A 26,107-nucleotide genomic window follows, 5' to 3' on the forward strand; every position below is an offset into this window, starting at 1 on the left:
ACATTTCAAACTCAGTCATACGACTGACTTGAACGAGAATCGAGCGTGATATGAGCGAAGTTGACGTGGTCGTCGTCGGAGCGGGCCTGTCTGGTCTCGCGGCCGCCCGCAAGCTGGTGGCGGCAGGCAAGAGAGTTGTGGTGCTGGAAGCGCGCGATCGCGTCGGGGGCCGGACCATGGGCGGGACGCTGTCCAACGGCGTCGACGTCGAGCTTGGCGGGCAGTGGATCGGCGAGAGCCAAGACGTCGCCAAGGCTCTCATTGACGACCTCGGCCTCGAACTGCACGACACCTATGACACCGGCGACTCGTTGCTGTACGCGGACGGTCAAGCGCAGCGGTTCGACGACGCGTCGTGGGGGCTGCCGCCGGAGTCAGCAGCGGAGGTCAACCGCCTCTTTGGGCAGCTCGAGGCTCTCGCGACCACGGTGTCCGTCGACTCGCCCTGGAACACCCCGGGGGCCGAGGAGCTGGACCAGCAGACCCTAGATGCCTGGCTGGTGGCGAACACCGACGACGAGACTGCGCGGCGCTACTTTCGCGTGCTGGTCCCTGCGGTGTTCTCGGCCGAATCAGCGGAGCTGTCACTGCTGCACTTCCTGTTCTACGTCAGGTCCGGGACGAGCTTGGGCGTGCTGATCACCACCACGGGTGGCGCGCAGGAACAGCGCGTCGTCGGCGGAACCCACCGGATCTCCGAGCGGATGGCAGACGATCTGGGCGATCGGGTACGCCTGAACACCGTGGTCCGCACCATCAGCCAGGACGATGCCGGCGTCACCGTCGATTACGAAGGTGGATCGCTGACCGCCCAGCAGGTTGTCGTGGCAATCCCGCCGACACTGGCCGGACGCATCCGCTACCTCCCCGCCCTGCCGGTCTCCCGAGACGCCGTCACCCAGCAGATGCCGGCGGGCTCCGTCATCAAGTTCCAGGTCGGTTACGAGACCCCGTTCTGGCGCAAGGACGGCCTGAATGGTCTCGTGCAGAGCTTCGACCACGCGTTCAGCGTCGTGTTGGACAACAGCCCCGCCGACGCGTCATGCGGCGTCCTGGTCGGGTTCATCGAGGGCACCTTCGCCCGGAAAGCCGAGCAGATGAACGAGGACGAACGACGTTCACTCGTCGTCGACGCCTTGGTCGACTTCTTCGGACAGAAGGCTGCCGATCCCTTCGACGTCCTGCAGCAGGACTGGAACGCGGAGGAGTTCACGCGCGGTTGCTACGGCGGCCGACTCGGAGCCGGCGCCTGGACCGCCTACGGTCATGCCCTCGCCGCCCCTGTCGGCAGGATCCACTGGGCCGGTGCCGAGACCTCCACCGTCTGGAACGGCTACATGGACGGCGCGATCCGGTCCGGCTACCGCGTGGCCGACGAGATCTTGAGCCGTCAGTCGTAGTCCCACACGCCAGCGGGTGCCCGGTTCAGATAATCGGGCACCCGCTGTCACGTGTCGTCAGGCAATCACCCGAGATTGGCGGGCTCGACGTTGGCCGAACCCCGCTCACGGATTCGATGTAGCACTGCGCCGAGCACGAAGACCGCAGGCATGGCCCCGATCATCAGCGCGTTGGGCATGAAGTCCGTGTAGCCGCTGAGGTAGCTGAAGTTGCTCGCCATCAGATAGAGCGCACTCGCGAGCCCGATGAACCCCAACAGCGGGGCCACGATGACGCGCCCCACATGGTGGCCCCGACGGTCACGTCGGAAGAACATCACCACAGCGATGGCGCACAGCGCCTGCGCCGCCACGACGCCGATGATGCCCGATGCGTAAAGCCAGGTGCCGAGCTCAAGGTAGGGGTCAAGCCCCGCGACCATTGCGGTGATGACGACGACGAACGTGATCACGCTCAAAGTCATGCTCGCGTAGTGAGGAGACGCCATCCGAGGGTGCGTCCTCGACAGGACGCGCGGAAGCATGCCGCTACGGCCCAGCGAGAACAAGTACCGCGTGCAGGCGTTGTGGAAGGCGATGATCGTCGCCAGGAAGCTCGTCACGATGAGGAGCTGCAACGCGGTGACCAAAGCCTCTCCCACGTAGGTGTCGGCTTGCGCGAACACCATGTTCAGGAACCCATCGCCCTGCGCCTCCTTGAGCGCACCGTCAGTGCCGTATCCGTAGATGACGACCCAGAAGCTGAGAGCGTAAAAGATCGCGAGGAACCCGACTGCGATGTAGGTGGCCCGGGGAATCGTGCGCTCGGGATTCGCCGCTTCCTCTGAGTAGATGGCTGTTCCCTCGACGCCGATGTAGGCGCCGAAGGCAAGCAGGAACAGCGTGCCCGAACCAGCAGCGAAGAAGACGTTGTCCGGCGAGATCGGGGCGGCGCTGGCCGACTCGGGGCCACCCTGCACCATCACGGCAACGATGAGGATGACGATCACCGCGACCTCAAGGGTCACCAGCAGCATCAGCACCTTGGCGCCGACATCGACCTGGCAGTACCCGACAACGGCCACGATCGCCGCCGCGACCAACGAGCACACCTGCCACGACACGTCGATGCTGAAAACAGCGGCGATGGACGCGTGCGCAAACACACCGAAATAGCCGACGAACCCGATGACGCACACGCCATAGGCGGCCATCGTCATCATCGCGGCCCCGGCCCCGGCCGTCCCGCCCAGCCCCCGAGTCACATAGGCATAGAACGCGCCGGCCTCACGCACGTACTTGGACATCGCCGTGAATCCGGAGGCGAACAGCATCAGCACGATGCCGGTTGCCAGCATGACTCCCGGCGCGCCGATTCCGCCGACTCGCAGCGAGAAGGGCCCCGTGCTCAGAACCACGGTCAGCGGCGACGCTGCGGCGATCACGAAGAAGGCGATCTGGGCCGTGCCCAGCTTCCCGCCAGCCAGCCGGCCGGTCTCGCCGGATGCGTTACCTCCGGGTGCGGTTCCGATGTGAGGTTCGGTTGCCATGGTGCTCCTTGTGCTGTGCTCGCTACGACAACTGTGGCCTGGGCCACATCGATGATTGGACCGATGCTGCATCCGACCTCCCGCCAAGCACTACGGGATTTGCGCGAAGAATCCTGCGCGTGTTGTCGAAATCATCAACCACCGGAATGGCCGCGGACGCGGCTGCGCGTGAATCCCACGCGCTCCAAACCGTTCCCTACACTGCAGGTGTCACGCCGACCCAGCAGGGAGAGATCCAGCAGATGCCTTCACAGCATTCGGACGAGCTCGGCATGCGGGAGCGCAAGAAGAAGGAGTCCATGGCACGCCTGAGGACCGCCGCCAAAGAGCTGATGTGGGCACAGGGCTACGAGACGGTGACGACCAAGGCCATCGCGGCACGCGCCGACATGGGCGAGGCGACGCTGTTCCGGTACGTGCCGTCCAAGCTCGACCTGTTCCTGTCCGTCTACGGAGACGAGTTCGAGCAGGTGGTTGACCAGCGCATCCAAGCCCACGCCGACCTTCCGGACGACCAGCTCCGCGGAGCTGCGGCCCACCTCGACCAGGTCCTCGAGAGCTACGACCTCTTGGCATCGCTGTACACGCGCTATCCCGAGCTCGCGTTCACCTTCGTCAAGGAATCGTTCGGCACCTCGACCGGCATCGGTCGCAGCGGCTTGGAGTATGCCGACCGCTGGTTCGAGCTGTTGGAGTCGATCCTCGAGCACGGTCGAGCGACCGGCGCGCTCGACGTCGACGACGTCCCGCTCGTCGTGCAGAACTGCCACGCCATCTACGTGCACGAAGTGCTCCGGTCGCACGCCCGCGACCTTCCCGCCGCCGAGCTGCCGACCAGACTTCGCCAGCGGCTGACGCTTTCCCTGAGTCACCTCGCCCGCTGACCAGCGCGCCAGCAAGGTCGGCGTCGCTCCTCCGGCGCGTCGAGGACTTACGTTTTCGTCGAAAGAACCGAGATCGCTTCTCGAATCTTCCGTATCGGCAACCTCTCGAGACTGCGCACGATGGTGAACGCAGCCATTCGGGTGTGGACACGATCAGAAGGAGCGAACGATGACGGAGATGGCGAAGACGGCGGAACTGTTCTTCGATGCCTGTGAGACCGGCCAGGGTTGGGAGAAGTGCCAGTCGTACTGCCACTCCGACGCCACGTTCGCGAGTCAGGCGGCGTCTCTCGCGGCGATCGACACCGTCGAGGCCTACGCCGGATGGATGAGTGGCCTGTTCGGCCCGATCCCCGCCGGTCAGGCCGAGGTCATGACTTTCGCCGTGGACGAGGCCCGGAACAAGGTGGTTGTTTTCGGCGTCTTCCATGGCACCCACACGGCGGACGGAGGGCCCGTCCCTCCCACCGGAAAGACGATGGCGTCGGACTACGCCTACGACCTCATTTTCGAGGACGGAAAGATCCGCCACGTGACCAAGATCTGGAACGACGTCGCTGCGATGCAGCAGCTCGGCTGGACCTGACCCGCGGGGCCCCCGACAAAAACCACACTCACAGCTATCAGGAGCAGACATGGCCAAGCGGATCGGGCTGAACGCCTTCAACATGACAGCGGCGGGGCATCAGAGCTCCGGCATGTGGAGACATCCCGCCAGCCAGGCGCATCGCTACAAGGACCTCGACCACTGGCTCGACCTCGCCAAGACACTCGAGCGCGGACGCTTCGACGCGCTCTTCCTGGCAGACGTCCTGGGACCGTATGACGTCTACGGAGGCTCCGTGGACACGGCACTGCTCAACGGTATGCAGATCCCCGCGAACGATCCGTTCTCGTACATCTCCGGCATGGCTTCGGTCACCTCCAACCTGGGCTTTGCCGTCACGGGCTCGGCCACCTTCGAGCACCCGTACCCGTTCGCCCGGCGCATGAGCACGCTGGACCACCTCACCAAGGGACGCATGGGCTGGAACGTCGTCACGTCCTACCTCGCCAGCGCCTCGCGCAACTTTGGAACCGAGCCACTCGACCACGACGACCGGTACGAGCTCGCAGAGGAGTTCATGACGGTCGTGTACAAGCTCTGGGAGCAGTCGTGGGAGGACGACGCCGTCGAGCTGGACAAGGAGCGCGGGGTGTTCGTCAACCCCAGCAAGGTGCACCCCATCCACCACAAAGGACGCTTCTTCGACGTGCACGGCTTCAACATGGCCGAGCCCTCGCCGCAGCGGACTCCGACCATCTTCCAGGCCGGCGCCTCGTCGCGTGGACGCCAGTTCGCCGCCGAGCACGGTGAAGGGCTGTTCGTGAACGTGCTCAACTCCAACCTGAGCAAGGTGATCACCGACGACATCAGGACCCAGGCCGAGGCCGCCGGCCGGCAGCGTGACGACGTGAAGATCTTCACGATCCTGACGGCGGTCGTCGCAGACTCCGACGCAGAGGCCGAGCGCACGTACAAGGAGTACCAGCAGTACGCGTCGCCCGAAGGGGCGATGGCGCTGTTCGGCGGGTTCTCGGGCGTCGACCTTTCCCAGTTCGATCCGAACACTCCTCTTGAGGCGATGGACACCAACGCGATCCAGACGGTGCTCAACCTCTTCACCAAGCTCGACCCGTCACGCAAGTGGACGCCGGCAGACATCGCCAACCACATGAGCATCGGCGGCGTCGAGCCGGTGCTCGTCGGCAGCCCGGAGACGGTCGCCGACGAGATCGAGCGATGGATCGATGAGGGTGATCTCGACGGCATCAACCTGTCCTACGCCGTGACCCCGCATGACATCGAGGCTTTCGTCGACACTGTGGTGCCAGAGCTGCAGAAGCGGGGCCGGGTGTGGAAGGAGTACGAGGGCGAGACGCTGCGCGAGTACATCGCCGGACCGGGCAACACCCGGCTGTCCTCGACACACCCTGGCTCTCGGGTGGCCAGTGAGATGCCTGCCTGAGGCTGCGCACCGTACAACGAAAATGGCCGCTGGTGCTCGAGTTGCTCGAGCACCAGCGGCCCTTTCGTTCGCCCTCTTCCCGAGGTCAGACACCCGGGTCCACGGCGACGGGTTCGTAGTGGGGCTCGTGGTGGTTGCGGTTCGGCGGCGCGTCGAGCGCGTCGCGGACCCGCGCGTCGAGCGTCCCCCGGTCGACGAGGTCGTTGTTGCTCAGGACGGTCTCGACGGCGTTGACCCAGTGCTCGAAGTACGACCACGACTCGGCTGCGGCATCGTTCGCACTCTCCCAGTCCTTGATCGACGCGATGAGCGCGGCTTGGAAGTCCGACCACTCGTACTGTCCCGACGTGTGCGCGGCGACCGCCAGCGCGAAGGCACGGAGCTGCCACGGCTCGTCGAAGGCCATGTCGTCGGACGCCAGGGGAAGACTCCTCACGAGACCATCGACCTTGTCCCGCCGACCATCTGCCCCAGACTGCGAGACCGCGCCGGTCATGACGGCACCTGGACGGACCCGACACCGATCATGGCATCGCGACTCACCAGCGTGGCGAGCCGCTCCTCGTCCCAGCCCTCGGTGCCCTCGGGACGCTGGGGCAGCACCCAGTAGCGGATCTCCGAGCTCGAGTCCCAGATGCGGATCTCCCTGGACTCCTCGACGACATAGCCGAACTCGTCGGCCAGCAGCTTGCGCGGCTCGCGGATCATGCGGGACCGGTACTGAGGATCCTTGTACCAATTGGGCGGGGGGCCGAGCACGGGCCACGGATAGCAGGAGCACAGGGTGCAGACGATCGCGTGATGGACCTCCGGGGTGTCTTCGAGGACCACCATGTGCTCGCCCTGGCCGCCACCGATGCCGAGCTCCCGACATGCTGACGGCGCGTCCTCGAGCAGACGGGCCTTGAACTCGGAGTCGACCCAAGCCCTGGCCACGACACGAGCCCCGAGCTGCGGACCCACCTGGTTCTCGTAGATGTCGGCATAGTGGTCGATCATCTCGGCGGTCACCAGGCCCTGCTCGATCATCATCGACTCGAGCGCCTTGACTCGCGCGGCAAGCTCCTCTGGCGTACGTCCGGCATTGCTCATGCTCGTGCTCCTTCGTGGTGATCCATGAGTTCCAGATACGGCTCCCAGGCGTCGAACGTCGAGGACACGTTCCTCTCGGCATGGTCCTCACCCCAGAGCTCGGCACCGTCGAACTGCACGGTGTACAAGTGCTGAGGGTCCTCCCCCAGCTCGTTGCCCGACGTGTCGGGATAGACGAACGAGCCCCTGTAGGCGACGATCGATCCCGCCTTCCCGCGTACGTATCTGGCGAGGCGAGTGTGCCCGCGGGGAGCGAAGCTGCGCATACGGACCAGGTCCCCGACCTCGAAGCGCCTGGGCTCATCCGTCGGTCGTGTCGCCGGCGAGCCTCCAGCCACCACGGCGTCGACGAACTCGATCAGGGCCGGGTTCGGATCATGCTTCGGCATGCCCTTGTCCGGGTCGTCCAGGTATTCCTGCGTGCGGCGGTCGAGCTCGGCCGCGTCGATGTGACCCTTGAGAACTCCGTGACGTTCAAAGGTGGAGAGCCAGTGCTCGTAATACGTTGACGTCAGGTAGTGCACCGGATCCATCAGCTCGATGCCGTGCCTGAAGGAGTCGATGTTGAACCATCCACCGGCGAAGCAGCCCAGCTGCAGACCGAAGACGACCCGCTCCCAGTCCTCATGGAAGGCCGGCTCCGATGGCGTCGGGTTCACGGCACCGAACCCGTCAGTGCCGCCCAGGTCGAACACCCCGTTCATGTTGTCTCCTCATGTCCTGGGAGTCGCGGAAAGCCCCCGGCCTCGTCCTCCACTGCTCGCGCCACTCGGAGCACGGTGGCGTCATCGAATTGCTTGCCCACCACCATCATGCCCACCGGCAGGCCATCGACCATGCCAGCGGGAACCGAGCAGGCGGGGTGACCGGTGACGTCGAATGCCGACGTGTTGACCAGCTGTTCGCTCCCGACCGCCAGGACCTCGAGGACTGATGCGTCGCTGCCCGGCAGCGGACTCGCCGCGATCGGCGACGTGGGCATGACCAAGACGTCATAGCGACTGAGCGCCTCGTCGTAGGCAGCCGACAGCGTCCGCTCGAGGTTGCGAGCCATCGCGTAGTGACGCCCGAACGCGACATCGCGTGTGTGCCGCCCATTCAGCATCGCCATCTTGACCGAGGCGGGGAGCTGATCAGGCGACTCGCGCCACTGAGCACCGTAGAAGGCCAACATGTCCTCGTCGTAGCGACCCTTCCAGCCCGTTCCGAATGCGTTTCCCTCGACGAGCTGTGTCAGTCCCCCTTCGAACGCGATCACCGCGAAGAGCGCAGGGGCCATCCGGTGCCACGGAATCGACACCTCCTCGACGCTCACACCAGCCGAACGAAGGCTTTCGGCGCGGGCGCGCACGGCCTCGTCGACGCGAGGGTCCGAGTTGGCATGCCCGAAGCCTTCGGTCACGACTCCGACCCGCAGACCGCGCGCGCCTCGAGCCGATTCCGCGACGTAGTCCACTGGTTCCCACGTGCGTGGCTGCCGCGGATCGAGTCCGTCGGGTCCGGCGATGACGCCCAGCAGCTTTGCTGCGTCGGCGACCGTACGGGCCGTGGGCCCGAGATGGTCCAGGGAGTTCTCCACCGGCATGGCGCCTGTGTACGGGACCAGGCCCCATGTTGGCTTGTGCCCCACCAGCCCGAGCCACGCCGCGGGGATGCGAATCGAGCCGCCCTGGTCACCGGAGATCGCCAGATCGGCCTCTCCTGTCGCGACGAGGACGCCGCTCCCGCTGGACGACCCACCGGACGACCTGCTGGGATCCCAAGGGTTGCGCACGGGACCCGGGTTGCTCGTGTGCGAACCAGCCGACATGCAGAGGTCCTCGCACACCGTCTTGCCCGTGATGACAGCGCCGGCCGCGAGAAGCCTGGAGACGACTGTCGCGTCGTACGAGGGGGTGAAACCCTCAAGCGTCCGGGAGCCGTTCATCATGGGTACGCCCGCGACGCTCGTGTTGTCCTTGACCACGACGCGCTGCCCGGCGAGCGGCCCGTCTTCTCGTTCCTGGATCTCGGTCTTGACGTACCAGGCGCCCCACGGGTTCTCCGCCTCCGACGGGCGACTCCACGCCCGGTCTGGTGATTGCGGGGCGATCTCGTTGTGGGCGGCTTCCACGACGTCCCAAGCCTCGAGCGCTCCGTGAATGGCATCCCGGTACTGCGTCAGCTCGGACGGCGGGACCTTGAGTCCATAGCCCGCGGCGATGACCTCGAGCGACTGAAGATCGGGGCGATTGATCGGCATGGAATCTCACTTCGTCGACGAGAAGGGTGTCGCCAGCCCAGGACCCCTCAAAGATGTCACCTGGAAGTGACCTGAGTCACCCGACTGACTCATCGTTTCCCGGACCGCCGTCTGGTCGGTACGGGGATCCTCCAGACATTGATTCCACGACTTCGCGTTAACCCCAAAGCACTTCCGGACCGAGACAGTTCCTCACACATCTCGCCATAGGTACGCCCTGCCGCGGCCGGTTACGGACTTCCCAAGTCCGAGGTCACAAAGTCCTCGCCTTTCCCAACGACGGCGGACTGACGGTGTGGCCAAACTCACCACAACCACCAACGTGGCGAGTCGTCCGGCTCGCCAGAAGGAGTAACCACCATGGCAGCAATTCCCGGCAACATCGCCGGCCGTATCCGTCGGGGCACGGCAGGACGGCGTCGCGGTCATCGAGCAGGGCTCGTGCTCGTGAGCGCCAGCATGCTCGCCCTCGCTGCCTGCGGAGGATCCGCGGACGGCAAAGGCGGTACCTCCGATACTTCCTCGGCCGTCGTCGCGGAGGCCAAGGCCGCGGTGGCCAAGTACCGCGAAGGCACCGACAGGGCACTGCCGACCAGCGCCCCGAAGCCGGAGGCCGGCAAGAACGTGTGGTTGATCTCGTGCACGCAGGCGGGTGAGGGGTGTGCCACGCCCGCGGCAGGTGCCAAGGAGGCCGCCGCCGTCATCGGCTGGGACCTCACGATCGTCGACGGCAAGGGCCGCCCCGACGTGTTCGCCAATGGCGTCCGCTCCGCGATCGCCGACAAGGCCGATGGCCTCATCCTCGACGTCATCGACTGCGTGGCTGCGAAGAGCGCCCTGCAGGATGCGAAGAAGGCCGGCATCAAGATCTTCGCCTTCTACGCCTTCGACTGCAACGATCCGATCCTCAAGTCGAAGGACAAGCCGCTGTTCGACGCCCAGCTCAGCTTCGGCGACGACATGTCCTACATCGACTACTTCGAGAAGAAGCAGGCGCGCAGTGTCGCCGACTACGTCATCGCCAAGACCAATGGCAAGGCGAAGATCATCGAGTTCACCGAGGATGACATCCTGGTCGCCCAGCACCTCAACAAGGGCTTCGAGGATCGCATCAAGGAATGCGCCGGGTGCGAGATCGTGAAGAAGGTCCCGTTCAACCTCGATGACTTCGTCACCGGCAAGCTGGGTGGCAAGGCAGACGCCGCACTCACCCAGAACCCTGATGCCAATGTCCTCTACTCCCCGTACGACTCCGCGCTGACCGTCGGCATTGCTCAGGCAGTTGCGGCGTCGGGTCGCAACGACGACATCCTGGTGACGGGCAACGAGGGGCTCAGCCCCAACATCGGTTTCGTGCGAGGCAACAAGGGCCAGGACTTCATCGCAGGTGTCCCGTCACGGTGGGCTGGTTGGGCCGCCATCGACAGCATGAACCGGCTCCTGCAGGGCAAGCCCCAAGTCGATCAGGGCATGGGTTTCCAGACGATCGACGCCGAGGGGCCGTTCCCGAAGCAGACGACCTTCTACGACGGGAACATCGACAAGAACGGCATGCCCAAACAGGACTACGTCGCCAACTTCAAGAAGATCTGGGACGCATCTTGACCGAGAACACCGGTGGTGCGCAGGACGTCGTCCTGCGCACCACCGGGCTCAGCAAGACCTTCGCTGGGATCACCGTCCTCCGGGATGCCCACCTGGAGGTCACGCGGGGCGAGATCCACGCCCTGCTCGGGGGTAACGGTTCAGGCAAGTCGACGCTGATCAAGGTGCTCGCAGGCGTCTATGGTGCCGACGCCGGGGGCCGCATCGACGTCCAGGACATCTCGGCTCCAGCAGACGAATGGTCACCCACAGTTGCTCGCAGCGCGGGTTTGCACTTCGTGCACCAGGACCCGGCTGTGTTCGGCCCCCTGACGGTGGCAGAGAACCTTGCCATCGGCAGAGGGTTTGTCCAGTCCGTCGGCGGCCGTATCGACTGGCCGGCCAGCCGACGCCGGGCGGCGGAGGTCCTCGAACGGTTCTCCATCGATGTCTCGCCGAAGACGCTGGTGTCGAACCTGCGCCCTGCCGACCGCACCATGCTGTCGATCGCGAGGGCTCTGCAGGACCAGGAGGGGGCCCACGACGGCGTGCTCGTGCTGGACGAGCCGACTGCGTCACTGCCCGCGTGGGAGGTCGACATCTTGCTCGCCGCACTGCGCAAGTACGCCGCGGCTGGGCAGACCATCCTCTACGTCAGTCATCGCCTCCCCGAGATCCTCGAGCTGGCCGACCGGGTGACGGTCCTTCGGGACGGGGTTCAGGTTGCTACGCGGGACGTCGCCGGACTGGATGAGCGGACGCTGGTCGAGCTCATCGCCGGTCGCGACCTCGAGAGGGTCTTCCCAGAGCGCCCTGACACGGTGTCCGACGACGTCGTCCTTTCGGTGCGCGGATTGTCCGCCGGACCCTTGAAGGATGTCGACTTCGATCTTCATCGCGGCGAGGTGCTCGGCGTGGCTGGACTGCTCGGCTCAGGCCGCACGACCTTGCTGCGATCCCTCTTCGGAGATCGGCCCGCCGATTCCGGCGAGATGACCCTCCAAGGCACCAGATTCGCTCCCCGCCGCCCCTCCGCGGCGATGAAGGCCGGCATCGCCATGGTCCCCGAAGACCGCGGCAGCGAAGGCCTGTTCGGGTCGCTCTCGGTGCGGGAGAACCTGTCGGCCGCCACCGTTTCGCGCTATTGGTCGCGAGCCCGCCTCCAGCACGGCCGCGAACGCGGCGACGCTCGCGACTTGGTCACTGCCTACGGAGTGCGTCCCGCCAGCGACGTCCCGGTCGCAGGCACGCTCTCGGGCGGCAACCAGCAGAAGATCGTCATGGCGCGATGGCTGCGTCGCGAGCCCGTCGTGCTGCTGCTCGACGAGCCGACCCAAGGAGTCGACGTCCAGGCTCGCTCGGAGATCTACGAGCACATTCGTCGTGCAGTGGCGCGCGGGTCATCGGTGCTGCTCGTCACCTCTGACTTCGAGGAGCTGGCGCACCTGTCCGATCGGGTGGTGGTGCTGCGGGAGGGTCGTGTGGCCGCGGAGGCGCGTGGCGACGATCTCGACCCGCAACGACTGACCGAACTGTCCTACCTATCCAAGGAGATCTCCGCATGAGCACCGTGACCAACACAGAGCCTGAACAGAAGACAATCCCCATGTCCCCGCGGCGCGGCCGACCAGGGCTCTCGGTGATGCTCGAGAAGTACGCCTTGGCCGCGATGTTCATCGTCCTCTGCCTGGCCTTCTCGACGATGAGCTCGACAGCGGAGACCTTCCCAACACTGGCCAACATCAAGAACGTGCTGGGCAGCGAGTCCGTCATCGCGATCGCAGCGCTGGCCTCGATCCTCCCGCTCACCTGTGGTCAGTTCGACCTTTCGGTGGGCGCGATCATCGGCCTGTCCTCGATCGTGACGGCAAGCGCGGCTGCGACGCACGACCTGCCTGTGGTGGTCGCGGTCCTGGCCGGTGTCCTGGCCGGAGCGGTGGTGGGGGCGTTCAACGGCTGGCTCGTTGCCTACCGAGGGGTCAATGCCCTCATTGCCACGTTGGGCACGTCGACGCTCGTCGCCGGTCTCATCAGCCTGTACACCGACAACCAAATCATCAGTGTGGGCATCCCGGAAGGTCTGACAAACCTGGGATCGGGAGACCTTCTGGGCATTCCCCGTCCGGTGTACGCCATCGTCATCGTGGCGCTGTTCGTCTACTACCTGCTGCGTCACACCCCCTACGGACGCTACCTCTCGTCAGTGGGTGCCAGCCCAGCGTCAGCACGCCTGGTCGGACTGAACGTGCCTCGGATGATCCTGTCGAGCTTCGTGCTGTCCGGAGCGCTTTCTGGGATCGCGGGTGTCCTCCTGCTTGCACGCGCCGGCACCGCGAACCCTCAGGTCGGCCCCGGCTTCACCCTCGCCGCGTTGTCGGCGGCGTTCCTGGGGGCCACCGCGATCCGTCCCGGCACCTTCAACGTGCCCGGCACGCTGCTCGGCGTCCTGTTCGTCGCCATCAGTGTCAACGGGCTCGTGCTGGCCGGTGCCGCGGACTGGGTCGAGCCGACGTTCAACGGCGCCGCGCTGCTCGTCGCGGTCACGCTGTCGACGGCCATCGCCCGGCGGCGGACCGGGCAGAGCTGACCGCTCACCGAGGACCGCAGCGACGCTCTGGAGCGCTTACTCCAGGGCGTCGCTGTTTTCTGTGTGTGTACGAACAGGCACCGCAACAGGCCATGTGGGATGCGGGTGTCGCGAGCCGAGCCCGCGAAATGGTGCCGGCGACCCGCGTGAGGGAACGCGGGTCGCCGGAGCTTCCCTGAGTCGCTGAGGACAGCGAATTAGGCGTTGGCCTTCTCAGAGTTCCTTGGGGGGCGGCGGAACGACTCCGGGATGCACCCGTCGATGTCCGCCTTGATGAGCAGCGCCAGCAGTCTGGTCGCTGGACGGATCTGCAGGATGGCTCCACCGTTGATCCACAACCCACGCTGGCCGGTCTGACCCCACATCGTCGACCATTCGCCTTCCTCGTCCCAACGCGCGATCTCTCCCACGCGCTCGGCGACATCGGCACCGAACTGGTCGGCAACCTCGACCTTCCGGTTCTGGTATCCAGTGGCCAGGATGACGATGTCGGCGTCCAGGGTCGTGCCGTCGTCGAGATCGGCACCGACCTCCCCGAACTCGACGACGCGGTCGAAGGGCAGGATCTTGATCCCTCCGTCGATGATGACGTCGGAGGCGCCCTTGTTCAGGTAGAAGCCGCCTCCGGTGCGCTGGAACAGGTCCGGCCAACCCTGGCCCTCGAACCCGTCCCCAATCCGCATCCCGGCCGCTTCGAGGCCCTTCAGCAGCTCGCCGTCGAGGCTTTTCGCGAAGGCGTGATACTGCCGCAGTCCGGCTTCTCGGATCGGCTTGACCTGGGTCATCCCGTCTCGGAGGTCGACCAGCTCGGTCGGAATCGACGGGTCGAGGTGCTCGGCGTACACGAGGTTGGCGGTCTCCACCTGGTTCACCACCACGGGACCTCGCTGCACCATCGTGACCTCGACACCGTTCTCATACAGGTCGAGCGCGATGTCGTGGGCGCTGGTTGCCGTCCCGACGACTACCGCCTTCCGCACGTCGAGGTCCGCCGCCTTCGTATAGGCGGACGAGTGGATGACCTTCCCGCGGAATGTCGACAGTCCCGGAAGGGTGGGGACGGACGGGCGTCCGCCGATCCCTCCGGTCGCGAGGATGATGTGCTGTGGGTGAAGAACACGCTCGGTGCCATCCGCACGCCGAAGCGTCGCAGCCCAGGCGCCATCCTGGTCGTCGTACTCGGCGCCGAGGAACTCGGTCGAGCTCCACACGTTCAGGTCGAGGTAGCGCGCGTAGGTCTCCAGCCAGTCGCCCATGACGTCCTTGGGGAGGAACTCGGGATAGTGACTCGGGTAGGCCAGGAACGGAAAGGCGTTCATCTCCACGGTGTTGTGCAGGCAGAGGGAGTCATAGCGGAGGCGCCAGTTGTCGCCGACACGCTCGTTCTTGTCGATGATGAGAGCCGTGACCCCGACCTTCGCTAGATGAGCGGCTGCCACCAGTCCTGCTTGTCCGCCGCCGACGATCAGCACCTCCGGGTTGCCCTCGGCCCATTCGCGGCGTCGTCGATCGTGCTCCCCGAACGTCTGCCCGCGATAGGCGGGCACGAAGCCGTTGCCACGGGGGTGTCGCTCAGGACCGGGGACATCTCTGAGCTCCTCGAGACGCGTGTAGATGGCTCGCACCACAAAGCCATACGGCGACGTCGGGTCCGGTGTCGCATTGATGAGCGCCACCGCCCTGCCGGACTTCGTGTCGAAGTCGAAGATCGCCTCCACCACGGCGTCGTCGCCGTCGCCGATGACCTGCGGATCCGGCCACACCGTTGAGACCTCGAACCCGGACGGCTGGATCTCGTCTACGACGTTCAACAGCATCGACACGATGGCGTCCCTGCCGTGGAACTGGCGGAAGTCCCACGTCAACGCCCCGTTGTCGCGCAGGGCGGACTGCTCGGCGAGCAGTCCACGGAGCGCGTTCCCGTCCCGAGCCGTCAGTGCCTGCTGGAGATCGCGCGCCCATGTTGCAGCACCCTCAGTGATGGCGACCGTACTCATGTGGTTCCCCTCGATTGGTCATGCAGTGTGTCGTCCGAACGATGCTGCTCAGGTCCTGGCGGGCCTCGGCGGCCGCACGCCACCGTTGATCAAGTCCTGCTGGTTGATCTCGCGCTTGAGGATCTTGCCGGTCGACCCCTTGGGGAGAGCGTCACTCAGCTGGAAGACTCGCGGAACCTTGTACGCCGAAAGGCGTTCGCCGAGCCACTCACGCAGCTCGACCAGGTCCACAGACTGTTGCTGCCCAACTACGAGGACCGCGGCGACCTCTTCACCGAGGCGGTCGTCAGGGATGCCGATGACAGCACATTCCACGATGGCGGGGTGACTGTAGAGGACTTCCTCCACCTCGGTCGGGTACACGTTGTACCCGCCCCGGATGATCAGCTCCTTGAGCCGGCCGACGATCCACAGATCACCGTCGGCGTCCATGGTGCCCAGATCGCCCGTGAGGAACCACGGACCGCTGCGGACGCTGGCAGTCGCCTCCGGGCGGTTCCAGTATTCCCGCATCACACCCGGACCGTCCACTGCCACCTCTCCCACCTCGCCGAGGGGCACAGGCTGGTGGTCGCTGTCCAGGATGGCGATGCGGGTGCCGTGCACAGCGCGTCCCACGCTGCCTTCCTTGGCCGGATGCCGGACAGATCCACACGTCGCCGAGGCCGCTGTCTCCGTCAACCCGTATCCGTCGACCATGTGAGCGCCGAACTTCTCACGGAACGCGTCCTTCACCGCTGTGGGCAGCGGCGCACCTCCGCAGAGGCACAGCCGCAGCCCGGCGAGGTCGGCTGCGGTGTACGTCGTCTCGGTGTGCAGCATCTCGTTCCACATCGTCGGGACACCGGCGATCGCGGTCAGCCCGTGCGCGACGGCCAGATCGAGCATTGCGGCGGCCTCGAACCGCCGAAGCAGCGAGAGGCCGCCACCGACCCCGTGAATCGAACCCATGACCGAGACCTGGCCGAACACGTGGAACAGCGGCAGTGCCGTGCCCATACGATCGTCCGGCCCGACCTCCTGCACCAGCGCGCCGGCCTCCGCGGTGGCAAGCATGTTGCGATGAGTGAGAACTGCCCCCTTCGGCTGTCCCGTGGTGCCGGACGTGTAGAGGATCGCGGCTGCCTCGTTCTCGTCCAGGTCGGTGAATCCAAGACTGTGGTCGACATCGCCCGGCACGTCCTTGGCCACTGAGCCCGGCGCGAGGATCCACGTCGGTATCGAAAGTGTCGCCGCAGCGACGGTGAGCGCGTCGGATGTGTCGTGGTAGCCGATCGCGAGCACGCAGTCAGCATCAGCCAGGTAGTACTCGATCTCTGGGGCCGTACAGAGCGTGTTGACGGTCACCGCCGTGGCGCCGATCGACAGGATTCCGTAGTAGACGAAGACGAACTCCGCGGTCGACGGAACGACCATGAGGACTCTGTCACCGCGGTCGACGCCGCGGTGCCGGAGCCCGAGAGCTGCCCGCTCGACGTTTGCGCGGAGCTCGGCGTACGTCCACGCCTGGTCGCCCACGCGCAGCGCGATGTGCTCAGGAGTCGCTTCGGCGTACTTCCAGATGTTCTGCACCACATTTGTCATCGTGCTGGCCATTCCTTTGAGAGATGAGGATCCGACACCGCGGCGAGCGTTGCGCCCTACGTCAACGAACGGTCCGGATGAGCTTCTTGTTGACGAACTCATCGATGCCCAGCGATCCGAGCTCACGCCCGTAACCGGAACGCTTCACTCCCCCGAACGGCAGTTCCGCGCCAGTCGCGTAGACGCCGTTGATGATCACCATTCCGGCATCGATCTGCTCCGCCACCCGCCGAGCCTGCTCGGGATCGGTCGTGAACACGTACGAGCCCAGACCGTACGGGGTGTCATTCGCGACGGTGATGGCTTCTTCCTCGCTGCCGACCTTGAAGACCATGGCGACGGGGCCGAACAGCTCCTCCTGCGAGGCTTTCTCGCCCGCCGCGATACCCGTCAGGACGCTCGTCGGGTACCACGCGCCAACACGTTCGCCGGAAGCGGCGAGCTGAGCGCCGTCAGCGATCGCGTCCTGCACCTGCTGCTCGAGCCGGACAGCAGCACCCTCAGAGGACAGCGGGACCGCCGGAGCGCCGACCATGCGCTCGGTGAACTTCTGGACGAACTCGTCGTAGATGCTCTCGTGCACGATGACACGCTTTCCGGCGTTGCACGCCTGACCAGCGTTGGCAGCGATGCGAGCCTGCGCCGCGTCCTCGACCGTCGCATCCATGTCGTCCGTGCTGAGCACGATCACCGGGTCGGATCCGCCGAGCTCGAGCACGACCTTCTTCACGTGGCGGCCGGCGATCTCGGCGACGGCTGACCCTGCCCGCTCCGATCCGGTGAGCGAGACTCCCTGCACGCGCCGGTCGGCGATGATGGTCTCGACCTGCTCGTTGGTCGCGTAGACGTTGACGTACGCACCCTCCGGGAATCCCGCGTCCCGGAAGATGCCCTCCAGCAGGGCTGCGGACTCCGGACACTGTGGAGCGTGCTTCAGCAGCACGGTGTTGCCGGCCGCGAGGTGAGGTGCTGCGAATCGGGCGACCTGGTACGCCGGAAAGTTCCACGGCATGATGCCGAGGAGCACTCCGAGAGGCTCGCGCCGCAGGACGGCTGAGCCCTCGCCGTACAGCAGAGGCAGCTCCTGCTCGGCGAGGAACGTCGCGGCATGGTCCGCGTAGTAGGCATAGATCGAGGCGCTGAAGTCGATCTCGAACAGCGCCATCTCGACGGGCTTTCCCATCTCGCGGTTGATGATCGCTGCGAACTCGTCGCGGCGCTCGACGTGCAACGCTGCGACCTTGCGCAGCAGCTCTGCACGATCTTCGACCGCACCGTGGCGGCCCCACGAGCGGAAAGCCTGGTCCGCCGAGGTGATGGCCTGCGAGATCTCCTCGTCCGTGTGCGTCGTGTACTCCGAGACCAGCTCGCCGCTGCTCGGGTCGACTACTGCGTAGTGAACATCGCTCATGATGCCTGTGCTCCAAACTCATAGGACTCGATCCGTCTCCATGATCGAGAAGTCGTGAGACCGGCGACACAGCGCTGGCCCAAAGTTCGCGGCCGATGTTCTCGGATTTCGCAAGGTCAACGGTTGGCGATCGCCTGGGTCGCCGCCGCGGCGGTGGCGCAGAGTGCATCGACCCGGTCGTGCACCTCGGTAGACGTCACTCGCTCCCACCGCCCCCACATCGTCAGCATGTAGGCCACACGCCCGCTCGCATCGAACACCGGCGCACTCAGCGACCTCAGCTCCACGTCGTCGGGCTCCTCGAGCTGGTTGTAGCCGTCGAGAGCCTTGAAGAAGGCCTCTCGCATGGATGAGCTCGGCACCTCCGGATCGCCGGCATTGATCCGAGTGGCCACGAGCTCCAGCTGAGCTCCGGCCTGATGGCCGATGGCCACGGCGTACCCGCGGTCGCGCACGAGGTCTGGGACCTGGCGCAGGACGTCCATCTGTTCGTCGTTCAGCATGTCGGCCACCGACTCGACCCATTTCGCGCGCAGTGCGATGTCCCCCCACGCCGCGAAGCAGCTTCCGATCGGCGGTATGAACGGAAGTCGTTGGCCCACTCTCGTCGGCGCGACCGCGATGTCGGTCCGGCCTGCCGCCGCTGCGAGGACCAGCTCGTCCTTCACCAGCGCGATGGCGGTCACCTCGGTATCGAACTTGTCTGCCAACGCCTCCATGTGGGGACGGGCCAGATCGATCTCGGCCAGGTGTCCCAGCAGGTCGGTATCCCCCGAGGCAAGCGAAAGCGGGGTGAACGAGCCGTAGCCACCCCTGAAGAAGAGCAGAGGTTGGTCAGGGCTGCCGTGGTCGAGCCCCAGCACTCGTCCGACCACGATGTCATGGTCACCGCCCGGGTGGACCTGCTCGGTGACGCAGTCGATCCACACCACGGCACCGTCCATCACCGGGTTTCCGGCCGGGGACTCACGTAGTGCGAAGCCTGCGAACTTGTCGGTCTTCCTCATCGCGACTGCCCGGCAGAGATCCTCCTGACCGGCACCGAGCACGTTGATGCAGAACGAGTCTCCGCTCTCGCGAAGGGCTCGCCACGACGATGACGTCTTGCTCGGCAGGAACGCAACCAGCGGCGGGTCCATCGACACGGAGGTGAAGGACCCCACGGTCATCCCGATCGGCTCTCCTGCCGCGTCATTCGCCGTCACGACGACGACGCCGGTCGGGTACTGCCCCAGCACCTCTCGGAAGCGGGTCGGGTCAATGTGGTTCATGACGCTCCTCGGTACCTCGCACTCGCGTTTGTGGAGTGCACTTTGTTTGAGAGTAGACTCTCATAAATGGAGGATTGCGTCACTCCTGAACGACAAGAGGTTCGGGACGCACCCGACACAGGCACGTCCCGAACCTCACATGCTGCTTCCGCGGAACTACTTCCGTCCGACCGTCGGGTTCTCTGCGCCGACCAGGTGCACGGTGTTGCCGAAGACTTCCTCGCCTCGACCCATCTCCGCGTGCGACCGCGGGACGTCGTCGAAGCCGAGGACCCGACCCACGGCCGGATCGATCTTCCCGGCCCGAATGAGGTCGTTGTAGGCGTACGCCTGGGCGTCGTTCGTGCCGTGGGAGCCCTGCAGGCGCTTCTGGCGAGTCCAGTGATAGCGGAGATCCACCATGGCGTCGAAGCCGGTGGTTCCGGCGCAGATGACGACCATGCCACCGGGCTGGCACAGGAAGATCGACGTGGGAATGGTCGCTGCGCCCGGGTGCTCGAACACGATGGCGGGTTCCTCGCGACCTCCGGCGATGGCCCAGAAGTCCTTGCCGAACTGCCGCGCACCGGCGGTCCACGCCTTCTGGCCTTCGCTGTCGTCGACGAGCGGCGGGACGCCCCAGTGGTCGTACTTGCGGCGATCGAGATATCCCATGGCACCGAACTTCATGGCGTACTCACCGCGATCATCACCTGACACGACGGCGATGGCGCGACCGCCCGCCGCCTTGACCAGCTGGCTGGCCTGCGTGCCGAGGCCGCCGGAGCCGCCCCAGACCAGGACGAGGTCGTCCTCCTGGACCGTGTTGCCCTGCCAGCCCATCAGCATCCTGTACGCGGTGGTGCCAACGAGGGTCGGAGCGGCCGCCTCGGCCCAGGACAGATGATCAGCCTTCGGCATCAGCTGATGAGCCTGCACACGGGCGAACTGACCGAACGCGCCGTAGTTCGTGTCGTATCCCCAGATCTTGGCGCTCGGAGCGATCATCTGGTCCTTGCCTGCAGCGATCCACGGGTCGTCGGCGTCCCAGACCCCTGGATGCACCACGACCTCGTCACCCACGGTCCAGTCGTCCACACCTTCTCCGACCGCGTAGACAATTCCAGAGGCGTCCGACCCGCCGATGTGGAAGTCCTCGGGCTCTCCGCGCTTCTGGCGAGTCGCCACCTGGTCGACGGGGTAGCCCCTCGCAGCCCAGACGTTGTTGTAGTTGACGCCGGCCGCCATGACGGCGATCAGCACCTCACCTGGCCCGATGCGCGGCGTCTGCAGGATCTCGGGCACGAATGCCGTCGCCGGATCGCCGTAGCGGTCCTGCCGTACGACCTGGGCAGACATCTTCTCCGGAACGACGCCGACGGGGGGAAGCGTTCCGATGTCCACGGCCGATGCACCGGGCGTGCTGACTGGCTTGCGCTGGTCGTCCACCACCATGTTGAGCCTTTCTCATGTACGCCCTTGCCGGGCGCGTCCTGACATATGACCGTCCGAGTGTCAGGGGTCGTGAGCCGAGGTCTCGACAGGCAGGACGAGGACTTTGATCGGCCCGGTGTCGGATTTCCCAACCGCCGGGGCGCGACGACGACTCGTCGACGCTCAGGCGCCCGAGGATCTGCCGCGGTCGGCCGCGATCATCGCCGCAGCCCCCACGGCAGGGCCGATCGCCAGGACGACGAGTGCAACGCGCCAGGAGAAGTGCTCGACGACCTGCGGGACGACGGCCAACGTCACCATCGTCGTGATGTAGCCGAGGGCCAGCTGCAGTGAGATCGCGCCGCCGACGTAGTCGGCGTCGGCACTCTCCGCGACCATGGCAGAAAACTGGGCCGAGTCAGCAATGACCCAGAACCCCCAGAAGGCGCAGATCCCGATGATCAGTCCGAGCGGTGCGGAGGTGTAGATCCCCGCCAGGAGCAGGGCAGAGCCACCCGAACAGACGAGACTGATCAGGGCGGCTCGAGGCCTCCCCCATTTGTCCCCGATCACTCCACCGAGGAGACAGCCCGCAGCACCGGCACCGATGCAGAGGAACGCGAGCAGAGCGCCGAAGCTCTCCGCGTCGGAACGGGTGGCGACGGCCGGCAGCGCCAGGATGAATGCACCCACGCCGGCCCACATCGCGTACAGCTCCCACATGTGGCCGACATAGCCGATGTTGGCAAGCGCGACGTCCCGAGTACGGATTGATTTCAACCCCCCTCCGAGGCTGAACGGGCGACGCGGGAAGGGGTAGGGTCCCGAGCCTCTGATGAGCAGGACGACGAGACCACCGAGGATGGCCAGCACGCTGGTGGTCGCAATGACCAGCCGCCAGTCGAACCCGCCTGTCGCGGTCACCAGGTGTGGGAGGGCCGAACCCAGCGTGAGCGCGCCGATCATGACGCCCAAGGCCTTGCCGCGCCCGCGGAGGAACCAGGTCGACACCTCCTTGACCGCCGGCGGGTAGACCGCCGCCAGGAACACTCCGGTGGCGACACGTAGCGGCAGAGCCGAGCCCAGCCCGTCGCACACGAGAAGGCCCGCGTTGCACAGACCTGCGCCGAGCCCGCCGACGCACATCAGCGTCCGGCTGGGAACGGCGTCTGCGAGACCTGTGGTGGTCGACAGCAGCGCGCCCACGACGAATCCGAGCTGGACCGCGATCGTGAGGGCCGAGGTGCCACCGGCGCCTAGACCCCAGTCCACCTTCAGCTGAGGAACCACGAACGTTGCCGAGAACCAGGCACTCATCGACAGGAGGGTGCCAACGGCGATCAACGCCACCGCCGCCACAGGGCGACTGGTAATTGCGGGGCGCGGTACGGCGCTCATCGGCACCTGCATCAGTCAGCTCGACGTGCTGTCGGCCAGGTGCGACGCGAGAGCGGCATCGAGCCGATCCTGCAGACCGGTGGGGCTGTCGGGGTACACCGCAGGTCGCTTTCCCAAGAAGGCGGCAACGCCCTCCGAGCCATCGGGAAGCTCGCGGACAACACTGGCGAGTTTTGACTCAAGGGACAGTCCCACGTCGAGGCCATGACTCATCGTCGTCCTCAACCCTGTCTTGATGGCGCGGATGACCGATGGCGACACCTCCGCGACCTGCTTGGCGAGCCGGACTGCCTCGTCCACGGTGTCCTCGGGCTCGCACACCGTGGTGACGAACTGAGACGCAAGAGCGTCCTGGGCGTCAACAGGCTGAGCCGTCGCGAGCATCCTGAATGCCGTCGGGTAGGTGACGACGCTCAGCAGCCGGCTGAGCTGTCCGCCCACAGGGACCAACCCGATCTTGGCGCCGACGGCACAGAAGCGGGCGTTGCTCCCAGCCACTCGCAGGTCGCAGTTGAGCGCGAGGATGAAGCCGGCGGCGTACGCGTTGCCGTTGACAGCCGCGATCACCGGTGTGCCGAGCTCAGGCGGGGCCGTGAAAGCCGCGTTGGCGGCGGGGTCACCGGCGGTCTCCGGGTCGTCCATGACCTCCGCGAGATCATGTCCTGAGGAGAACGAGGTGGTACCAGCACCCGTCACGACGATGCATCGGACCGTCGCATCGGCGTCGGCCTCGTGCAGCAGCTCGAGAAGTCGAGCGGTCATCTTGCTGTCGAACGCGTTGCGCTTCGCGGCATTGTCGATGGTCAGGATGCGAACCGGGCCATCGTCGCGCGACAGGACGGTAGGTGCCGATGTCGGTGCGGTCGCAGTCATGCGGGTCCAAGAACTCTCTGGTCAGGCAGGGCCCCCGATGGGCGCTGGGTGGCGACGAGCCGGGTCACGTATGGCATACGCAGGGGCGAGGGCGATCCTGGACGCGGTAACATCACATGGCGATACTGACGCCCCTCGCCAGGCGATATCGCGTCGAAGTTCGAAGACTTTCCCGGCGAACTTCGCGGTTTCCTCAACGCCTGGCCCGCTCGATCGATGAAGGGGAGTGCGGGATGACCGACGAAACCCGCGTGGTCCGGCCGGCGGTCGAGCCGATCACAGCCGACGGCCGACGCTTGGTCGAGCGACTCCTTCATCGACGTCGCGATCTCGCCGAGCTCATCGTCGCGGACGTCAAGAACGAGATCGTTGACTACGGGACTCTCGGAGCGCTCACGATGTCTGGCGACGTCCTGGAGACGTCCCTGCTCACCGTGACCGACCTGCTGGAGAGCCTCCTCGACGACGAACCGGCGGGGTCGCGCCACCTCGCCAACATTCAACGCAGTGCATCCCGACGAGTCCACCAGGACGTCAGTCTCACCTCGTTGCTGCAGAGCTACCGGATCTGGGGTGCGAGGATCTGGCAGGCGGTGCTCGACGAGGCCGGCGAGGACCCAGTCATGCGTGAAGCAGCACTCGGCCTGGTGAGCCGGATCTTCTCGTACGTCGACATGGTGTCGATCACGCTTGCGCAGGTCTACACCGAGGAGTCAGCGGGCGCCTACCGTGCACGCGACGTGCTGCGGAGCGACCTGCTCGAGAGCCTGCTGCTGGGCCAGGTCCTGTCGGATCGCGCCAGGGTGGAGATCGCCCGCCTCAACCTCACCTCCGACAGCAAAGTCGTGGTTGCGGTCATCAAGCCAGGCGAGATCCCTCCTGAGCGGGTGCGAGCGGAGTCGATCAAGATCCTGCAGGCCTGTCGTCAGAGCATGACCAAGCAAACAAAGGTGCTGCTCGGCGTACGCGACGGCGACGTGATCTGTCTCGTTCGGATCGGCAACGCCGCCGAGCTGCAGCGCGTTCATGCGGCCGCCCACGAAGTCGCCGAGCAGAATCCTCAGTGGCGGGTCTCCCTCGGACGTCCCCACGATGGGGTGACGGGGATCCAGCGCTCTTTTCGGGAGGCGCAGGAAGCGGCTACTGTCGCTGCGTCCCTACGTCCGCGAGGGGAAGCTGTCCTCTTCTCCGAGGTCATACTCGATCGCATCCTCGTCCGGAGCGACTACGCCGAGGACCTGCTGGAGGAAGCTCTCGGCCCACTGCTGGCCTACGACGCCGAGCACAAGGCTGACCTCGTGCTGACCCTTCGCTCCTACATCGCCAACGACATGAACATGACGCGGACGGCCAAGGACTTGATGGTCAATCCCAACACCGTCGCCTACCGCATCAAACGAGTGGGCCAGCTAACCGATCAGGATCCGACCACGTCAACGGGCATTGTGACCCTGGCGGTGGCCCTGCGACTGTTGGGCAGCTGAGGCCCACCCCAGACGCCGAGCAGGGCACCCATGTCAGACACGGGTGCCCTGATGACACCGCGATGCGAGTGTCGTACTTCTCGTGTGGAGGTGGACCAGTCAGGAAAGGCGCTCGAGCACCATGGCCATCCCTTGGCCACCGCCCACGCACATCGTCTCGAGACCGAACTGCTTGTCGTGCCACTGGAGCGAGTTGATCAGTGTGCCGGTGATTCGTGCGCCGGTCATGCCGAAAGGATGGCCGACGGCGATCGCGCCACCGTTGACGTTGAGCTTGTCCTCGTCGATCTTCAGTTCCCGCGCCGAGGCGATGACCTGGGCGGCGAAGGCCTCGTTGATCTCGACGAGATCGATGTCGTCGATCGTCATGCCGGCCCGGGCCAGCGCGAGTCGCGACGCGTCGACCGGACCGAGACCCATGATCTCGGGGGAAAGCCCCGACACACCAGTGCTGACGATGCGGGCCAGCGGCGTCAGTCCGAGCGCCTTGGCCTTCGTGTCGGACATGATGACCATGGCAGCGGCACCGTCGTTGAGGGAGCAGCAGTTGCCGGCCGTGACCGACCCATCAGGCCGAAATACCGGCCGGAGCTCGGCGAGCGTCTCGGTCGTCACGCCACGCCGCGGTCCGTCATCGGCCGTGACGACGGTGCCGTCCGCCAGCGTGACGGGCGTGATCTCGCGGGCCCAGAAGCCCGAGTCGATTGCATCGACGGCGCGGTTCTGACTCCGGGCCGCGAACGCATCCTGCTCCGCGCGGGAGACGTTCTTGAACTGTGCCACATTCTCGGCGGTCAGGCCCATCGACATGTAGACGTCCGGCAGGAGCCCATGGTCGCGGGGTTCGCCCCAGGTCGGTCCACCGGCGGCCGACGCAGCGGTCCGCGCCTGCGCCTCGGCGAACACGGGGTTCTCCGAGCCAGCCGGGCCGTCGGCCCAGCCTTCCTGATATCGGCTGATCGTCTCCACTCCCCCGGAGATGTAGACGTCGCCCTCGCCGGCCTTGATCGCGTGCATGGCCATCCGGGTGGTCTGGACACTCGCCGAGCAGTAGCGGTTCACGGTGACGCCGGCGAGGTGGTCGAGACCTGCGAGAACACCCACGGTGCGCCCGATGTTGAACCCCGCCTCGCCTGACGGCTGTCCCACTCCCAGCATCAGGTCTTCGATGTCCGTCGGGTCCAGCTCCGGCACCTTGGCCAGCGCAGCATGGAGCATCTGCACGGTCAGGTCGTCCGGGCGGATGTCTTTCAGGGATCCCTTGAACGCGCGACCGATGGGTGATCGGGCGATCGAGACGATGACAGCTTCGGGCATGGTGGCTCCTTGGGAACGAGGTTAGCAAGCGC

General features: G+C 65.8%; 21 protein-coding genes. 8 read left to right on the plus strand and 13 right to left on the minus strand.

Features of this window, described 5'->3' with window-relative positions; translation table 11 throughout:
- Positions 1–50: 50 nt before the first annotated feature.
- Complete coding sequence (locus tag ASC61_RS01740) at positions 51–1,400, plus strand: flavin monoamine oxidase family protein (protein ID WP_056208461.1); 1,350 nt, start codon at positions 51–53, stop codon at positions 1,398–1,400.
- 65 nt (positions 1,401–1,465) lie between these two features.
- Here the strand turns inward: ASC61_RS01740 and ASC61_RS01745 are convergent, their stop codons facing one another.
- Positions 1,466–2,929, minus strand: coding sequence for an APC family permease (locus ASC61_RS01745; RefSeq protein ID WP_056208465.1), 1,464 nt, complete (start codon positions 2,927–2,929; stop codon positions 1,466–1,468).
- Positions 2,930–3,171: 242 nt separating this feature from the next.
- Here ASC61_RS01745 and ASC61_RS01750 point away from each other — a divergent pair, with 242 nt between their 5' ends.
- From ASC61_RS01750 to ASC61_RS01760, 3 genes are all read left to right on the plus strand, one after another.
- Positions 3,172–3,813 (plus strand): TetR/AcrR family transcriptional regulator, encoded by a 642-nt coding sequence (locus tag ASC61_RS01750; RefSeq protein WP_162243628.1) that lies wholly within the window; start codon positions 3,172–3,174, stop codon positions 3,811–3,813.
- Positions 3,814–3,982: 169 nt separating this feature from the next.
- Positions 3,983–4,399 (plus strand): ester cyclase, encoded by a 417-nt coding sequence (locus ASC61_RS01755; RefSeq protein WP_056208470.1) that lies wholly within the window; start codon positions 3,983–3,985, stop codon positions 4,397–4,399.
- Between the two features lie 49 nt (positions 4,400–4,448).
- A complete protein-coding gene (locus ASC61_RS01760; RefSeq protein ID WP_056208473.1) occupies positions 4,449–5,822 on the plus strand; it encodes an LLM class flavin-dependent oxidoreductase in 1,374 nt (457 codons plus the stop codon).
- A gap of 85 nt (positions 5,823–5,907) precedes the next feature.
- Here the strand turns inward: ASC61_RS01760 and ASC61_RS01765 are convergent, their stop codons facing one another.
- Genes ASC61_RS01765 through ASC61_RS01780 form a run of 4 tightly spaced genes read right to left on the minus strand, consistent with a single transcriptional unit; the run spans position 5,908 to position 9,156 of the window.
- Complete coding sequence (locus tag ASC61_RS01765; protein WP_200935372.1) at positions 5,908–6,258, minus strand: nitrile hydratase accessory protein; 351 nt, start codon at positions 6,256–6,258, stop codon at positions 5,908–5,910.
- Between the two features lie 56 nt (positions 6,259–6,314).
- The gene (gene nthA, locus ASC61_RS01770; RefSeq protein WP_056208480.1) at positions 6,315–6,914 is read right to left on the minus strand and encodes a nitrile hydratase subunit alpha; all 600 of its coding nucleotides are present in this window, start codon (positions 6,912–6,914) and stop codon (positions 6,315–6,317) included.
- Positions 6,911–7,618, minus strand: coding sequence for a nitrile hydratase subunit beta (gene nthB, locus ASC61_RS01775; protein WP_056208483.1), 708 nt, complete (start codon positions 7,616–7,618; stop codon positions 6,911–6,913). Before nthB ends, nthA begins: the two co-directional genes overlap by 4 nt.
- Positions 7,615–9,156: an amidase gene (locus ASC61_RS01780; RefSeq protein ID WP_056208486.1), complete on the minus strand. Its 1,542-nt coding sequence runs from the start codon at positions 9,154–9,156 to the stop codon at positions 7,615–7,617. Before ASC61_RS01780 ends, nthB begins: the two co-directional genes overlap by 4 nt.
- Before the next feature lie 360 nt (positions 9,157–9,516).
- Between ASC61_RS01780 and ASC61_RS01785 the strand changes: the two genes are divergently transcribed.
- Genes ASC61_RS01785 through ASC61_RS01795 form a run of 3 tightly spaced genes read left to right on the plus strand, consistent with a single transcriptional unit; the run spans position 9,517 to position 13,327 of the window.
- The gene (locus tag ASC61_RS01785) at positions 9,517–10,761 is read left to right on the plus strand and encodes a sugar ABC transporter substrate-binding protein (RefSeq protein WP_082530389.1); all 1,245 of its coding nucleotides are present in this window, start codon (positions 9,517–9,519) and stop codon (positions 10,759–10,761) included.
- The gene (locus ASC61_RS01790; protein ID WP_200935373.1) at positions 10,758–12,305 is read left to right on the plus strand and encodes a sugar ABC transporter ATP-binding protein; all 1,548 of its coding nucleotides are present in this window, start codon (positions 10,758–10,760) and stop codon (positions 12,303–12,305) included. Before ASC61_RS01785 ends, ASC61_RS01790 begins: the two co-directional genes overlap by 4 nt.
- A 41-nt stretch (positions 12,306–12,346) precedes the next feature.
- Positions 12,347–13,327: an ABC transporter permease gene (locus ASC61_RS01795; protein WP_162243629.1), complete on the plus strand. Its 981-nt coding sequence runs from the start codon at positions 12,347–12,349 to the stop codon at positions 13,325–13,327.
- A gap of 197 nt (positions 13,328–13,524) precedes the next feature.
- Here the strand turns inward: ASC61_RS01795 and ASC61_RS01800 are convergent, their stop codons facing one another.
- From ASC61_RS01800 to ASC61_RS01830, 7 genes are all read right to left on the minus strand, one after another.
- Complete coding sequence (locus ASC61_RS01800; RefSeq protein WP_056208494.1) at positions 13,525–15,324, minus strand: flavin-containing monooxygenase; 1,800 nt, start codon at positions 15,322–15,324, stop codon at positions 13,525–13,527.
- A 48-nt stretch (positions 15,325–15,372) separates the two neighbouring features.
- Positions 15,373–16,908, minus strand: coding sequence for a class I adenylate-forming enzyme family protein (locus tag ASC61_RS01805; RefSeq protein ID WP_056208497.1), 1,536 nt, complete (start codon positions 16,906–16,908; stop codon positions 15,373–15,375).
- A gap of 61 nt (positions 16,909–16,969) precedes the next feature.
- Complete coding sequence (locus ASC61_RS01810) at positions 16,970–18,319, minus strand: NAD-dependent succinate-semialdehyde dehydrogenase (RefSeq protein WP_056208500.1); 1,350 nt, start codon at positions 18,317–18,319, stop codon at positions 16,970–16,972.
- Positions 18,320–18,435: 116 nt separating this feature from the next.
- Complete coding sequence (locus ASC61_RS01815; RefSeq protein WP_056208503.1) at positions 18,436–19,590, minus strand: flavin reductase; 1,155 nt, start codon at positions 19,588–19,590, stop codon at positions 18,436–18,438.
- A 156-nt stretch (positions 19,591–19,746) separates the two neighbouring features.
- Positions 19,747–21,024, minus strand: coding sequence for a crotonyl-CoA carboxylase/reductase (gene ccrA, locus ASC61_RS01820; RefSeq protein WP_056208506.1), 1,278 nt, complete (start codon positions 21,022–21,024; stop codon positions 19,747–19,749).
- A gap of 162 nt (positions 21,025–21,186) precedes the next feature.
- The gene (locus ASC61_RS01825; protein WP_056208508.1) at positions 21,187–22,413 is read right to left on the minus strand and encodes an MFS transporter; all 1,227 of its coding nucleotides are present in this window, start codon (positions 22,411–22,413) and stop codon (positions 21,187–21,189) included.
- Between the two features lie 3 nt (positions 22,414–22,416).
- A complete protein-coding gene (locus ASC61_RS01830; protein WP_056208512.1) occupies positions 22,417–23,274 on the minus strand; it encodes an enoyl-CoA hydratase/isomerase family protein in 858 nt (285 codons plus the stop codon).
- 116 nt (positions 23,275–23,390) lie between these two features.
- On the opposite strand from ASC61_RS01830, the gene ASC61_RS01835 reads away from it, so the two are divergent.
- Entirely contained in the window at positions 23,391–24,758 is a 1,368-nt protein-coding gene (locus ASC61_RS01835; protein ID WP_082530391.1) for a PucR family transcriptional regulator, read from the plus strand.
- Positions 24,759–24,857: 99 nt separating this feature from the next.
- Here the strand turns inward: ASC61_RS01835 and ASC61_RS01840 are convergent, their stop codons facing one another.
- Complete coding sequence (locus ASC61_RS01840) at positions 24,858–26,075, minus strand: acetyl-CoA C-acetyltransferase (RefSeq protein ID WP_056208518.1); 1,218 nt, start codon at positions 26,073–26,075, stop codon at positions 24,858–24,860.
- Positions 26,076–26,107: the final 32 nt, after the last annotated feature.

Source organism: Aeromicrobium sp. Root344 (assembly GCF_001425755.1).
In the GTDB taxonomy this organism is placed as follows: domain Bacteria; phylum Actinomycetota; class Actinomycetes; order Propionibacteriales; family Nocardioidaceae; genus Aeromicrobium.